Source organism: Acinetobacter sp. BIGb0196 (genome assembly GCF_011759595.1).
In the GTDB taxonomy this organism is placed as follows: Bacteria; Pseudomonadota; Gammaproteobacteria; order Pseudomonadales; family Moraxellaceae; genus Acinetobacter; species Acinetobacter guillouiae.
The window spans coordinates 1099376-1114813 of the sequence record NZ_JAAOZA010000002.1; the positions used below are offsets into that span (position 1 = coordinate 1099376).

13 protein-coding genes are annotated in these 15438 nt (G+C 42.8%); all 13 read left to right on the plus strand.

Annotated elements, in window-relative coordinates; all coding sequences use genetic code 11:
* The first annotated feature begins 236 nt into the window (after positions 1-236).
* The 13 genes from FHR28_RS17880 to nuoN all read left to right on the plus strand — a co-directional run bounded on the left by FHR28_RS17880 (position 237) and on the right by nuoN (position 15352).
* Complete coding sequence (locus tag FHR28_RS17880; protein WP_004722844.1) at positions 237-785, plus strand: NADH-quinone oxidoreductase subunit A; 549 nt, start codon at positions 237-239, stop codon at positions 783-785.
* A 7-nt stretch (positions 786-792) separates the two neighbouring features.
* Positions 793-1470: a NuoB/complex I 20 kDa subunit family protein gene (locus FHR28_RS17885; protein WP_004722842.1), complete on the plus strand. Its 678-nt coding sequence runs from the start codon at positions 793-795 to the stop codon at positions 1468-1470.
* 86 nt (positions 1471-1556) lie between these two features.
* Positions 1557-3344 carry an NADH-quinone oxidoreductase subunit C/D gene (gene nuoC, locus FHR28_RS17890; RefSeq protein ID WP_166783206.1) on the plus strand — a complete coding sequence of 596 codons (1788 nt, stop codon included), beginning with the start codon at positions 1557-1559 and terminating at the stop codon, positions 3342-3344.
* Positions 3345-3358: 14 nt separating this feature from the next.
* Positions 3359-3868, plus strand: coding sequence for an NADH-quinone oxidoreductase subunit NuoE (gene nuoE, locus FHR28_RS17895; RefSeq protein WP_004722839.1), 510 nt, complete (start codon positions 3359-3361; stop codon positions 3866-3868).
* The gene (gene nuoF / locus FHR28_RS17900) at positions 3865-5196 is read left to right on the plus strand and encodes an NADH-quinone oxidoreductase subunit NuoF (protein WP_034611088.1); all 1332 of its coding nucleotides are present in this window, start codon (positions 3865-3867) and stop codon (positions 5194-5196) included. Before nuoE ends, nuoF begins: the two co-directional genes overlap by 4 nt.
* Before the next feature lie 11 nt (positions 5197-5207).
* Positions 5208-7892: an NADH-quinone oxidoreductase subunit NuoG gene (nuoG, locus tag FHR28_RS17905; RefSeq protein ID WP_004819329.1), complete on the plus strand. Its 2685-nt coding sequence runs from the start codon at positions 5208-5210 to the stop codon at positions 7890-7892.
* Between the two features lie 2 nt (positions 7893-7894).
* The gene (nuoH, locus tag FHR28_RS17910) at positions 7895-8908 is read left to right on the plus strand and encodes an NADH-quinone oxidoreductase subunit NuoH (protein WP_004819331.1); all 1014 of its coding nucleotides are present in this window, start codon (positions 7895-7897) and stop codon (positions 8906-8908) included.
* 18 nt (positions 8909-8926) lie between these two features.
* Complete coding sequence (gene nuoI / locus FHR28_RS17915; RefSeq protein ID WP_004722835.1) at positions 8927-9469, plus strand: NADH-quinone oxidoreductase subunit NuoI; 543 nt, start codon at positions 8927-8929, stop codon at positions 9467-9469.
* Complete coding sequence (nuoJ, locus tag FHR28_RS17920; protein WP_171066894.1) at positions 9469-9987, plus strand: NADH-quinone oxidoreductase subunit J; 519 nt, start codon at positions 9469-9471, stop codon at positions 9985-9987. The genes nuoI and nuoJ overlap by 1 nt, the downstream gene beginning before the upstream one ends.
* Entirely contained in the window at positions 9987-10295 is a 309-nt protein-coding gene (gene nuoK / locus FHR28_RS17925) for an NADH-quinone oxidoreductase subunit NuoK (protein WP_004722831.1), read from the plus strand. The genes nuoJ and nuoK overlap by 1 nt, the downstream gene beginning before the upstream one ends.
* Positions 10292-12181, plus strand: a complete 1890-nt coding sequence (nuoL, locus tag FHR28_RS17930) for an NADH-quinone oxidoreductase subunit L (protein WP_004722828.1) — start codon at positions 10292-10294, stop codon at positions 12179-12181. The genes nuoK and nuoL overlap by 4 nt, the downstream gene beginning before the upstream one ends.
* A 7-nt stretch (positions 12182-12188) precedes the next feature.
* Entirely contained in the window at positions 12189-13793 is a 1605-nt protein-coding gene (gene nuoM, locus FHR28_RS17935) for an NADH-quinone oxidoreductase subunit M (protein ID WP_171066895.1), read from the plus strand.
* A 2-nt stretch (positions 13794-13795) separates the two neighbouring features.
* Complete coding sequence (gene nuoN / locus FHR28_RS17940; protein ID WP_105713242.1) at positions 13796-15352, plus strand: NADH-quinone oxidoreductase subunit NuoN; 1557 nt, start codon at positions 13796-13798, stop codon at positions 15350-15352.
* Positions 15353-15438 lie beyond the last annotated feature (86 nt).

A 15438-nucleotide genomic window follows, 5' to 3' on the forward strand; every position in this document is an offset into this window, starting at 1 on the left:
TAATAAGAATAGGGATAGAAATTTGATAAAACGATAAGTCAGCGCTGTATCGCTGTGAATCAGGAAAAATTATGGCTTTTGTCTAAAAAATCATCCGAAAGACTTAGAGCTATTAACTAGCAACAGATGACATCAATCGGGTACAATTGACCAGATTTATTTTGTGTTTGGTGTATTTGCAAGGCCAATACATACATTCTTTGTTAAATAATAGGCCTGCCAGGAGTTATCCCCGCATGAGTGCCATTACTCCATACGATTGGGCAATCATTGCCTTCGTGATCGGCGTGACATTTTTATGTGTCTTTATGCTCACCGTTCCTTTGCTCCTTGGGGGTAAATCATGGGGACGTGCGAAGCAAGAGCAATTTGAATCAGGTGTGGTTAGTGCTGGTGGTGCACGTATCCGCTTGTCTGCGAAGTTCTACCTTGTTGCAATCTTCTTTGTTGTATTCGATTTGGAAGCCCTCTATTTATATGCATGGGCGACATCTGTACGTGAAGTAGGTTGGGTTGGGTTTTCAGCTGCAGCTGTATTTATTTTAGTTTTACTCGTTGGTTTGATTTATGAATTATCTACAGGTGCATTGAACTGGTCACCTTCAGATAAACGTAAAATCGCAGGGATTAAACCTAAAATTGGTTCACCAAATATGGACCTTGCAGAAATTACTCGCTTCAATTCAATTGAAGAGTTGGTGATGGATCCTACTGGAACTATTCCAGCTCAATCTTCTGGTCGTGTGAAAGATAAAACACCGACTATGTCTCTGAACAAGGAGTAACTCGGGAATGAAATATACTTTAACCCGTGCGAATCCAGAAGCTGAACAATATCCGCTTCAAGATCGTCAAATTGTGACAGATCCACTTGAAGAAGAAGTGAATAAAAATGTGTTCATGACTCGCTTAGAGGATGTGGTACACACAGCTGTAAACTGGGGCCGTAAAAACTCAATATGGCCTTTTAACTTTGGTACATCTTGCTGCTACGTTGAATATGCAACCACGTTAACCGGTGTGCATGACTTGTCGCGCTTTGGTGCCGAGGTTATTCGTGCTTCGCCACGTCAGGCAGATTTGATGATCGTTGCAGGAACTTGCTTTGTTAAAATGGCACCTGTAATTCAACGTTTGTATGAACAAATGCTTGAGCCTAAATGGGTGATTTCAATGGGTGCTTGTGCAAACTCTGGTGGTATGTACGACATCTATTCTGTTGTACAAGGTGTGGATAAAATCATTCCTGTTGACGTGTACGTTCCAGGTTGTCCACCACGTCCAGAAGCATTGATTCAAGCCTTGATGTTATTGCAAGACCAAATTCAATTAGAACGTCGTCCGCTCTCTGCGGTAATCGGTGATGATCTTCAGCCAGTGTATAAGCCAAAGATGATGCCAGAACGCGACCGTAAGAACGCTGAACGTATTGCAGTGAAAAACTTACGCTCTATGGATGAAATTGAGTAATTTTTTCTGATGAGTATTTGACATATCTGATGGATATGGTCATCAGGGAATTTGACAGAATTTGTATTAAATAGGAAGCCAAGCCAATGGCTGAAACTGAAATTGCTATGCCAGAATCGACTCCAGTTGATTCCCGCCCAGCATTTGCAATTGTAGAAGATCTCAAAGCCAAATTTGGCGAGAACTTTTACGTGCAACCGACGTTTGAAGATTTTCCGACGGTCTGGGTTGAGCGCGCACGTGTACAAGAAGTTCTAATGTACTTGCGTACAGTACCACGTCCTTATGTGATGCTGTTTGACTTATCTGCGGTCGATGAACGTTTGCGTAACAACCGTGATGGTTTACCTGCATCTGATTTCACAGTGTTCTATCACTTACTTTCATTAGAACGTAATAGTGATATTCGTATCAAAGTGGCGTTGAGTGAGAACGATATTAACGTTCCAACAGCGACCAATATTTGGCCAAATGCCAATTGGTACGAGCGTGAAGCTTACGATATGTTTGGGATCAATTTCGAAGGGCATCCAATGCTTCGTCGTATCTTGTTGCCAACTTATTGGGAAGGTCATCCACTACGTAAAGAATATTCTGCACGTGCGACTGAATATACACCGTACATGCAAGACAAGGCTAAACAAGATTTCGAACAAGAACATCTTCGTTTTGTTCCAGAAGATTGGGGTCTAACACGCGGTAACGCCGATGAAGACTTTATGTTCTTGAACTTAGGACCTAACCATCCATCTGCGCATGGTGCATTCCGTGTGATTTTGCAGCTTGATGGCGAAGAAGTGAAAGATTGTGTGCCTGATATTGGCTATCACCACCGTGGTGTGGAAAAGATGGCTGAACGTCAAACTTGGCATTCATTTATTCCATATACAGACCGTGTTGACTACTTAGGTGGTTGTGCGCAAAACATGCCTTATGTCATGGGTGTGGAGCAACTTGCAGGGATTACCATTCCTGATCGTGCACAATGTATCCGTGTCATGATGTCTGAATTATTCCGTATCAATAACCACTTGTTGTATATCGGTACTGCGATTCAGGATGCCGGTGGTATGACACCAGTATTCTATATGTTTGCGGATCGTCAAAAAATCTATGACGCAATTGAAGCGATCACAGGTTTCCGTATGCACCCAGCATGGTTCCGTATCGGCGGGACAGCACATGACCTTCCAAACAACTGGCAAAAACTGATTCGTGAAATTCTCGAATGGATGCCAAAACGTTTGAAGGAATATCATACTGCTGCATTGAAAAACTCAGTATTTGTGGGTCGTACCCGTAATGTTGCGCAATACGATGCTAAATCGGCATTGGCTTGGGGTGTAACAGGTACAGGTTTACGCGCGACAGGTATTGATTTTGATGTTCGTAAATATCGTCCATACAGTGGTTATGAAAATTACGACTTTGAAGTGCCGTTAGAGTATGAAGGCGATGCTTACGCGCGTGTGATGGTTCACTATCGCGAAATCGAAGAGTCGTTAAAAATCGTCAAACAGTGTTTGGATAATATGCCTTCTGGTCCTTATAAAGCGGATCATCCATTGGCAGTTCCACCACCAAAAGATAAGACTTTACAAGATATTGAAACTTTGATTACGCACTTCTTGAGCGTGTCATGGGGTCCTGTAATGCCAGCTGGTGAAGCCTCTGTAATGGCAGAAGTGGTGAAAGGTGCGTCTAACTATTACTTGACTTCAGATAAGTCAACCATGAGTTACCGTACCCGTATTCGTACGCCTACTTTCACCCACTTGCAGCAAATTCCTTCCGTGATTAACGGCAGTCTTGTATCTGACTTGATCATTTATTTAGCGACAATTGACGTCGTTATGGCTGACGTGGATCGCTAAGGGGTAAACGCATTATGATGATTTTGACTGATAAAAAGCCACGTGTGAATGTTGAAGGGATTCTGACCAGCGAAGAAATCCATGAAATTGAACATCACATGGGTCACTACCCATACCCACGCGCAGCGTCTTTGGATGCTTTAAAGTGTGTACAACGCCGTAATGGTTGGGTGGATGACGCGCAGTTACATGCAATTGCTCAATTATTGACAATTACAACTGCGGATTTAGAAGGTGTTGCAACATTCTATAACCGTATATACCGTCAGCCTGTAGGTCGTCACGTAATTTTATTATGTGATTCGATTGCATGTTTCTTGATGGGTGCGGAAACTTTAGCAGAAGCTTTCCAACGTGAACTGGGTATCCAATTTGGTCAAACGACAGCTGATGGTCGTTTTACTTTATTGCCGATCTGCTGTTTAGGGAACTGTGACAAAGGTCCAACCCTAATGATTGATGAAGATACACACGGTTTGGTTGAAGTGACTTCTGTGAAACAGTTATTGGAGAAGTATGTATGAATACCGAACCAAGACCAATTTATGGCGAAGGAAACCCTGAAACTCACCCATTAACATGGCGTTTGAGTAAGCAGGAATTTGTTCGTAGTGCTGATGACTATGAAGCTTTAGAAGGCTATGCAGGCTTTAAAAAAGCGCTTTCAATGCCACCTAAAGATGTTCTTGAAGTCATCAAAGCAGCGACTGTAAAAGGTCGTGGTGGTGCAGGTTTCCCAGCAGGGATTAAATGGTCATTGATGGCACCCAATGATGGTGGTCCTCGTTACCTAATCTGTAATGCCGATGAAATGGAACCGGGAACATTCAAAGACCGTTTGTTGATGGAAAAACTTCCACATCAATTGATCGAAGGGATGTTGATTGCAGGTTATACCCTCGAAGCGACTCAGGGTTATATCTTCATTCGCGGTGAATACATTGAAGCTGCACAATACTTAAATGAAGCTTTAGAACAAGTGCGTGCTAAAGGTTATTTGGGTGACAACATCTTAGATACAGGTTGGAATTTTGACCTGCATGTGCATACCGGCGCGGGGCGTTATATCTGTGGTGAAGAAACTGCATTGATTAACTCACTCGAAGGTCGTCGTGCAAACCCACGTACTAAGCCTCCATTCCCGCAAGTTGCAGGTGCATGGGGCCGTCCGACCATCGTAAACAACGTAGAAACCTATAACAACTTGCCAGCAATTATGTTGCGTGGGCCTGAGTGGTATATCGGTTTGTCTGCGGGTAAATCTAAAGATCCAGGCACTAAAATTTATGGTGCATCAGGTAAAGTGACTTTCCCTGGTCTTTGGGAATTACCGTTTGGTACGACTGCACGTGAAGTGATTGAAGACTATGCCGGCGGTATGCGCGATGGTCTTAAACTGAAAGCATGGTTACCGGGTGGGGCATCGACTGACTTCTTGGCTGCTGAACACATTGATCTTCCAATGGATTCAGAAAGCATTATGAAAGCAGGTTCTCGTCTAGGTACATGTTTGTTAATGGTCGTTGATGAAACCCAGTGTATGGTTTCTGCAACGCGTAACTTAGAAGAATTCTTTGCACGTGAATCATGTGGATTCTGTACGCCATGCCGTGATGGTTTACCTTGGGCGGTCAAAGCACTTGTCGCAATTGAGAAAGGTGAAGGGAAGATGGAAGACATTCAACATCTTCAAGAACTGACTCGCAAATTGTGGATTGGTAAAACATTCTGTGCTCACGCACCAGGTGCGATGGAACCATTGATGGGTGCACTCAAATATTTCCGTAGCGAGTTTGAAGCTAAAGTGACAGATCGTCCTGTAGCCCAAGCCAGCCACGTAGAACAAGTTTAAGGAATTCGACTATGGCTACAATTCATGTCGATGGAAAATCGTATGAAGTCAATGGCTCGGAAAACTTGCTACAAGCATGTTTGAGTCTTGGCATCGACATCCCATATTTTTGTTGGCATCCAGCTTTAGGTTCTGTCGGTTCTTGCCGTCAATGTGCTGTTACTCAATATGCGAATCCAGAAGATACTCGTGGTCGCTTAGTAATGTCATGTATGACTCCTGCATCTGACAATACCTTTATTTCGATTGAAGACAAAGAAGCAAAAGATTTCCGTGAATCGATTGTGGAATTCTTAATGACTAACCACCCACACGACTGTCCAGTCTGTGAAGAGGGTGGTCACTGTCATTTACAAGATATGACGGTAATGACGCAACATGATCGTCGTCGTTATCGTTTTACCAAACGTACGCATCACAACCAAGAGTTGGGTTCTTTCATTGCACATGAGATGAACCGTTGTATCGCATGTTACCGTTGTGTTCGTTACTACAACGATTATGCGGGTGGTACAGACTTTGGTGTTTATGCCAATGCATCACGTGTCTACTTCGGTCGTCCAGAATCAGGCACTTTAGAGTCTGAATTCTCTGGTAACTTGACTGAAGTGTGCCCAACAGGTGTATTTACCGATAAAACCCATTCGGCACGTTATAACCGTAAGTGGGACATGCAGTATGCGCCTAGCGTATGCCAAGGCTGTTCTTCTGGTTGTAACATCTCTCCGGGTGAGCGTTATGGCGAATTACGTCGTGTAGAAAACCGTTTCAATGGTGACGTTAACCAATATTTCCTTTGCGATAAAGGTCGTTTTGGTACGGGTTATGTGAACCGTGAAGATCGTCCACGTCAGCCGCAATTCCGTGCTGCAACAGAAGTTAAAACTGTTTCTGTTGATGTGGCACTGGATTCAGTGATTGAAAATGTTCAAGGCAAAAAAGTCTTGGGTATTGGTTCTCCACGTGCATCATTAGAATCAAACTATGCGTTGCGTGAGTTGGTTGGCCAAGAAAATTATTCAACTGGTCTTTCTCAAAAAGAACAGAACTTGGTTGAACTTGCTGCATCGATTATGCAAGCTGAGGGTGTTTATAACCCAAGTATGCGCGAAATCGAAAGCTATGATGCAGTCTTGATCTTGGGTGAAGATTTAACGCAAACTGCACCACGTATGGCACTGTCTGTTCGCCAAGCTGCGAAAAACAAAGCCAAACAAATGGCTGCAGACCGCCGTACCCAAGATTGGTTAGCTGAACCTGTAAAACGTATTGGTCAGGATGCAAATTCTCCAATCTATATCTTGGCTGCAACACAAACACGTTTGGCTGATATTGCTGAGGGTGAAGTTGTTGCTTCTCCAAACGATATTGCACGTTTAGGTTTTGCGATTGCTGCGGGTGTAAACGGTGATGCGATTCTTGGTTTAGATGATGATGCTAAAGCATTTGCACAAACCATTGCGGATACGTTAAAAGCTGCGAAAAAACCATTAATCATCTCGGGTACTAGCTTACAAGATGCTGCCATCATGGAAGCTGCTGCACAAGTTGCACAAAACCTAGGTGGAAATGCAGGCTTAACATTGACAGTTCCAGAAGTGAACTCAATGGGTATGGCTTTGTTTGGTGGTTTAAGCTTAGAACAAGCATTTGCTCAAGATTATGAGTCAATCATTATTGTTGAAAATGATTTGTTCCGCCGTTTACCTGCTGTACAAGTTCAGGCTGCTCTAGACAAAGCGCAAAGCGTGATTGTGCTTGATCACTCTGAAACTGAAACCGTAAAAGCAGCTGATGTTGTCTTGTCTGCTGCAAGCTTTGCAGAAGGCGATGGAACAGTGGTCAGCCAAGAAGGTCGTGCGCAACGCTTCTATCAAGTTTATGACCCAAGCTATTACAAACCAGAATATGCCATCAAAGAATCTTGGCGCTGGTTACATGCGATTGAAACGGGTGTGAAAGGTAAAGCGATCTCGTGGACATTGCTGGATGACGTAATTGAGTCTGTGGTCAAAAATGTTCCAGTTCTTGAAGCAATTCAAGATGTTGCACCTGATGCGGGTTACCGTGTTCATGGCTTGAAAATTGCCCGTGAACCACGTCGTTACTCTGGTCGTACTGCAATGCGTGCACCATTAAACGTACATGAGCCGAAACAACCTGTCGATGTCGATTCCGCATTAACATTCTCTATGGAAGGTTATGTTGGACCGCAAAATGCATCGTCATTGGTTCCATTTGCATGGGCACCGGGTTGGAACTCACCACAAGCTTGGAATAAATACCAAGATGAAGTGGGTGGTCATCTTAAAGGTGGTGATTCAGGCGTTCGTTTATTTGATCGCTTAGTAAAACGTCCTGCACGTAGCTATGTGGCGCCAACTGCGGTTGTGGCAAATCCAGAGAGTTTCCGTCTGGTTCCAATGCATCATATTTTCGCTTCAGGTGAATTTACGATTAAAACGCCGGTGATGGAATCGCGTATTCCAGAAGCGACTTTTGCCGTGGGCGAGCAAGATGCAGCACGTTTAAATGTTCAAGATGGGCAACAACTGACAGTTAAAGCAGGCGAAACGACGATTAGTCTTCCTGTGCATGTGATTGAATATTTACCAACAGGTTATATCGGTTATCCAGTCGGCCAAGCACCAACAGTTTCACTTGCTGAACCTGTATCTGTAACGGTAGGAGTGTAATCATGAATGAATCTTTACGCGCACTACCGACATGGGCACAAGACTGGCCAATCGCTTATTCAGTGATTCAAGCCATCGTAATTTTGTTGGTTGTGGTTTTACTGGCCGCTTTGATGTCATTTATTGAACGTCGTTTGCTGGGCTTATGGCAAGACCGTTATGGACCAAACCGTGTTGGTCCTGGCGGGATGTTCCAGATCGTTGCCGACATGTTGAAAATCATGTTCAAAGAAGACTGGACACCAAAGTTTGTAGATAAGTTAACCTTCCGTTTAGCACCAGCAGTGGCAATGGCGACTGCAGTACTGTCATTCATGGTTATTCCTGTTTCACCTTACTTAGGTGTTTCAGACATGAGTATCGGGCTATTGTTCTTTATGGCAATGGCAGGTATTGCAGTATATGCGGTGTTATTTGGTGGTTGGGCATCCAACAACAAATATGCGTTACTAGGTGGTCTACGTTCAGCAGCACAAACCATTTCTTATGAAGTCTTTTTAGGGATTTCATTGATGGGTGTGGTGGCAATTGCAGGTTCATTTAACTTGCGTGACATCGTAGAAGCACAACGTGATGTATGGTTTGTGATTCCGCAATTCATTGGTTTCATGATCTTCGTGGTTGCGGGTGTTGCGGTAACGCATCGTCATCCATTTGACCAACCAGAAGCTGAACAAGAATTGGCAGAAGGTTACCATGTCGAATATGGTGGTATGAAATGGGGGATGTTCTTCGTTGCTGAATACGTCAACATCATTTTAATTTCAGCACTGATCGTGACTTTATTCTTTGGCGGTTGGTTAGCACCATTTAATTTAAATATTCCATTCATTCCAGATGCATTCTGGTTCATTGCGAAAACAGCATTCTTTGTAATGATGTTTGTCTTGGCACGTGGTTCTTTAATGCGTCCACGTTATGACCAAGTCATGAATTTTGGTTGGAAAGTGTGTTTACCACTTGCATTGGTCAACCTTTTGGTGACTGGTGCTGTGATTCTGATGAATCAGGCCTAGGACAGCAGGGAGTACAAAATGTATAAAATTCTAGCTGGCGTAGGATCAATTGTTCGTTCGTTGTGGATGGTGTTTAGCCATGTCACACGCAAACGTGATACGATTTTATATCCAGAAGTGCCAGCCGAACAAATCGTACCTCCACGCTACCGTGGTCGTATCGTGTTAACACGTGACCCAGACGGTGAAGAGCGTTGTGTTGCGTGTAACTTATGTGCGGTTGCATGTCCTGTTGGTTGTATTTCATTGCAGAAAGCTGAAAAAGATGATGGACGTTGGTATCCAGAATTTTTCCGCATTAACTTCTCACGCTGCATTTTCTGCGGTATGTGTGAAGAAGCATGTCCAACAACTGCTATTCAGTTAACACCAGATTTTGAGTTAGGCGAATATGTCCGTCAGGATCTTGTTTATGAGAAAGAAAACTTACTCATTTCAGGACCAGGTAAATACCCAGACTACAATTTCTACCGTGTAAGTGGTATGGCAATTGATGGTAAAGAAAAAGGTCAAGCGCAACGTGAAAGTGCGCCTGTAGATGTACGGAGCTTATTACCATGATGTGGCCATTTTATTTAATGGCTCTCGTGGCCATTGTTTCGACGATTCGTGTTGTGACCAACACCAATCCAGTACATGCTTTATTAAGTTTGATCGTTTCTCTACTTGCTGTTGCAGGGATCTTCTTGATCATTGGTGCACCATTTGCAGCTGCGCTTGAAGTGATTGTTTATGCGGGTGCGATCATGGTGTTGTTCGTATTCGTGGTCATGATGCTCAACCTTGGTCAACATACAGTTGATCAAGAACGTAAATGGTTGACTTCAGATGCTTGGGCTTATCCAGCACTCATGAGCTTCTTAGTTGGCTTATGTTTGGTTTGGGTATTAGGTTCAGACTATACCCAACATGGTGCAGTACTTGGAACTCAAGTGATTGGACCTAAAGCAATTGGTCAAGCACTCTTTACCCACTATTTATTATTGGTTGAAGTTGCCGCAATGTTATTGCTTGCAGCATTGGTTGCAGCATTCCACTTAGGCAAACGTGAACCGAGTGCAGCAGAGGATAAACAGTAATGGGCAACATTCCTTTAGAACATGGTTTGATCGTCGCAACTATCCTTTTTGCACTGGGTTTTTACGGTGTAATGGTGCGACGCAACCTATTATTTATGTTAATGAGCCTTGAGATCATGATGAATGCAGCAGCATTGGCATTCGTTGTGGCAGGAAGTGCATGGGCACAACCTGATGGTCAAATTATGTTTATTTTGATCCTCACACTTGCTGCGGCAGAGGCTTGTATCGGTCTAGCGATCGTCCTCCAGTTCTATCATCGCTTCCATCATCTGGATGTAGATGCTGCTAGTGAGATGCGCGGATGAGTTATTTATATTTAACGATTTTATTTCCGCTGATTGGCTTTGTGCTTTTAGCGGCAGGACGTAATAAACTTCCTGAAAATGTAGCAGCAATTATTGGTGCGGGTTCTGTTGGCCTTTCTGCTTTATTTGCATTGATTGCAGGCATGGACTTTGTTAAGCAGGGTTCAGTTGCGCAAGCACAGCATTTATGGACTTGGTTCAATGTAGGCGGTTTTGCACCGGGTGTAAGTTTGCATCTTGACGGCTTGTCATTGTTAATGATGGGCATGGTGACAGGTGTAGGTTTCCTGATTCACATCTTTGCAACTTGGTACATGCGTGGTGAAGAAGACTTCGCACGTTTCTTCTCATATTTCAACTTATTCGTTGCAAGCATGTTGGTGCTTGTATTGGGTGACAACTTAGCGTTGTTATTCTTAGGTTGGGAAGGCGTAGGTCTGTGTTCTTACCTGTTGATTGGTTATTACTACCAAAACCCTGCAAATGGTTTTGCGGCAATTAAAGCATTTACAGTAACGCGTGTTGGTGATGTATTCTTACTGATCGCATTGTTCTTGCTTTACCAACAATTTGGTACTTTACACATCGGCACGATTGTTGCCAATGCTTCACAAGTTCTCGCACTTGATCATAACTTGGCATTGATCACGTCATTGATGTTGTTCTTGGGTGCAGCAGGTAAATCTGCGCAAATCCCATTACAAACATGGTTGGCAGATGCAATGGCTGGTCCGACACCAGTATCTGCATTGATCCATGCTGCAACAATGGTTACCGCTGGTATCTACTTATGTTGCCGTATGTTCTCTGTGTTTGAAATGACACCAGAAGTGATGCAGTTCATTTCGATTACGGGTGCTGTAACATTGTTGGTTGCTGGCTTTGCGGCTTTGGTTCAAACAGATATCAAACGTATTCTGGCTTACTCTACTATGAGTCAGCTCGGTTATATGTTTATGGCTGTAGGTGCAGAAGCGTATCAAGCAGGTCTGTTCCATATGCTTGCACATGCATTCTTTAAGGCATTATTGTTCTTGTCTTCTGGTGCGGTGATCTTGGCTTACCATCATGAACAAAACATCTTTAAAATGGGTGGTTTGTTCTACAAAAACAAATTCTTATTTGCTTGCTTCGCGATTGGTGGTGGTGCACTTGCTGCAATCCCATTTATTACGATCGGCTTCTTCTCAAAAGATGCAATCTTGGGTGCTGTTTGGGCGCAAGGTCAATCTGTCGCATTGTATAACTCATTGTATTGGGTTGGTGTTGCGGGTGCATTCTTAACTTCGATTTATACATTCCGTTTAATTTGGGTTGTATTCTTCGGTGAAGAAAAAACACATTATCACGAAATCAAAGGTGCAACGTATTGGGCGCCTTTAGGTATCTTGGCTGTTCTTTCAACAGGTTTGGCTTACTTCTTAAAAGCGCCAGTGATGAACATTTTAAATGCAGCACATATCCCTGCATTTGAAGTTTCTCAAGCGATTGAAGAAGGAATGCATGGTGCAGAACACCTTGCAGTCGGTATCGCATTGGTCGGTTTAGCTGTAGGCGTGGTGTTATTTGCTTTCGCTTATAAAGCGGTGCAAGGTTTTGCAGCGACTTCATTTGGTGCTGGACTTGCAAATATCTGCCGTAATGCATTTGGTTTCGATTCTTTATACAACCTTGTATTTGTTCAACCTTATTTACTCATTGCGAAAATTTTAGGTCGTGACCCAATTGATGGTTTATGGCTGGTATTACCTGCAATCGTAAATAGTGGGAATAAATTTACAAGTACCCGTCAAACAGGTTCATTACGTGAATATGCATCAAGTATGTCACTCGGTGTAGTGGTATTGCTGATGATCTTGATCGTGATTCAGGTAGTGGGGAAATAAGATGGAAATCACAAACAATTGGATTTTACCCGCACTGATTCTTGTACCTTTTATTGCAGGTTTCGCGTGTTGGTTGGTCGATAAACTTGATAAACATTTGCCACGTTATATCGCATTAGTCGGTATGCTCGTTACATTGGGCTTAACACTGATTTTGTGGAAACAAGGTGGCTTTAGCTATGAGTTGGGGGCGAAGACTCCAACTTGGGCAGCAGAATTTTATTTACCTTGGATTAAAACACTTGGTATTAACATTCATTTGGCTGTAGATGGTCTTTCATTGCTGATGGTGGGATTGACTGCATTACTGGGTGTACTTGCAGTTGGTTGTTCATGGGGTGAAATTCAAAAGAATGTCGGCTTCTTCCACTTAAACCTGTTATGGTCTTTGGGTGGGGTAATCGGGGTTTTCCTTGCAATTGATATGTTCTTGTTCTTCTTCTTCTGGGAGATGATGTTAGTACCTATCTACTTCTTGATCGCACTTTGGGGTCATAAAGGCGCAGACGGTAAATCACGTGTTTATGCTGCAACCAAGTTCTTTATCTATACCCAAGTCGCAGGCTTGATCATGCTCATCGGGATCTTAGGCTTAGTGGTCTACGGTTCTCAGATGTCAGGTACGATTAGCTTCGACTATAACTACTTACTTGCAGTTGCAAACACTTTAGATGCTCAGGCACCACATATTGCCTATGCATTGATGATCTGTTTCTTTATTGGTTTTGCGGTCAAGCTTCCAGTATTTCCATTACACGGTTGGTTACCAGATGCCCATGCACAAGCACCTACAGCAGGTTCTGTAGACTTAGCGGGTATCTTGATTAAAACTGCTGCGTACGGTTTACTGCGCTTTGTATTGCCATTCTTCCCAGCAGCATCTGCACAATTTGCCGATATTGCGATTATTTTAGGTTTGATTGGTATTTTCTACGGCGCTTGGTGTGCTTTCCAGCAAACAGATATGAAACGCCTGCTTGCTTATACTTCTATTTCGCATATGGGTTTCGTATTACTTGCACTTTATGCCGGTAATATTCTGACGTTCCAAGGCTTAATGATCATGATGTTGGCACATGGCTTGTCATCTGCTGCATTGTTCATTATGTGTGGTCAAGTGTATGAACGCTTACATACCCGTGACTTACGTTTGATGGGTGGTATTCGTGGTCAATTCCAGTATTTACCATTCTTCTTGATGTTCTTTGTCTCTGCGCTTGTGGGTATTCCAGGTCTAGGTAACTTTATTGGTGAATTCCTGATCTTGATGGGTTCATTTGCTAAGTTCCCAACATTTACCATCATTGCGGCGATTAGCTTGGTCTTTGCTGGTCTTTATGGTCTGATCCTGATCCACAAAGCTTTATTTGGTACGCCAAATGAAGAACAGAAAAAGCATTATGAAAGTCCATTAAAAGACTTGAATGTACGTGAAACAGTAATTCTATTGATCTGTGCATTTGGCTTATTATGGTTAGGTGTGTATCCACAAAGCTTCCTTGATATTTCTCACTCAAGTATGGCGTGGTTATCAAATAGCTATATTCCAGTTCAAGAAGTTGTTGATGCGGCACAACAAGTCGTATCTCAACAAAATGTGGAGATCCAATAGTCATGAACTTCACTATGTCATTTTCGGGTCTCATGCCTTTAGCACCAGTTTTTATTGTTGCTTTAACCGCTGTAGTGGTGATGATCCTAACCTCGATCAAGCGTAATCATAATTTGATTGCGACTGCATCGGTGGTGGGTCTAAACCTTGCTGCAATTGATATTTTATTCATGATGTTTGGTGGTTCATTTGCACCATCAAATGTGATGAACATGTTTGTGGTTGATCCATTTACATTGTTTTATCAATTTATTGCAGTAGTTGCTGCACTCGCATGCTGTACGTTATCTCACGCTTATATTGAAACGTATAAAGATAATCGTGAAGAGCTTTATATCTTGATGTTGATCTCTGTAACAGGGGCAATGTTGATGGTGGCAAGTTCTCATTATGCATCGTTCTTTATTAGCTTAGAGCTTTTGTCAATTCCTGTGTATGGTTTATTGGCATATACGCATCAGCGTGGAAAATCGCTAGAAGCAGGCGTAAAGTATTTGGTACTTTCTGCAACAGCTTCAGCAATCTTGTTGATGGGTATGGCATACGTCTATGCTTATACAGGGACATTGTCATTTACTGACTTCCCAGGTTTGTATGGAAATCAGTTAGCACAAGCGCAACAAATTGCGTCTCTGGCTGACTTTATTGAACAGTTAAAAGGTTTCCTTGCTCAACCAATGATTTTGTTGGGTTCAGGATTAATCGTGATTGCGATTGCGTTTAAATTATCGTTGGCGCCATTTCATAAATGGACCCCAGATGTTTATCAAGGTGCGCCTGCGCCAATCGCGACCTATCTTGCAACTGTTGCTAAAGTTGCAACCATTGGTTTATTGGTACGCTTTATTTTAAGTTCAGGTTTCATTCTTGTACCGTCTATCGTGACTGTATTAACTGTGATTGCTGTACTTTCGATTTTAGTCGGGAACTTCCTTGCATTACGTCAAGTCAACTTAAAACGAATTTTGGGTTATTCATCGATCGCCCATTTTGGTTATTTATTGATTGCTTTGATTAGTTTAGGTTATGCAAGTTTAGGCAGTGTAAGTGTATATGTGGTGACTTATACCTTAACTACGATCGGTGCTTTTGGTGCTGTCGCGTTAATGTCGAGCCCATATAACAATGTTGATGAAGCTGAGTCGCTTGCGGATTACCGTGGTTTATTCTGGCGTCGTCCAGTACTGACTGCGACGTTAACAGTGATGATGCTTTCTCTTGCAGGCATTCCATTAACCGCTGGTTTTATCGGTAAGTTTATGGTGGTGATTGCTGCTGTAACCACAGAACATTGGTTCTTGGCTGCTATGGTAGTGGTGGGTAGTGGTATTGGTTTGTATTACTACTTACGTGTGATGATCGTGATGTATATGACTCCACCAGATAATCCTCGTATTGATGCGGTTGATCATTGGGGACAAAAAGTGGGTGGTTTGATGGTGCTCGGCGCTGCTGCTTTGGTATTGATCATTGGTGTTTATCCAGATCCAATCATCAACTTGGCGTTGAAATCAGAAATTTTATCTCCTTTACATTTCTTGATGAGCCAACAACACTAATCGCAATAAAATCCTGCTATTAACAAAAAAAGCCCTCATTCGTTGAGGGCTTTTCTTATCTCTGATATAAAAAACATTTATAATAA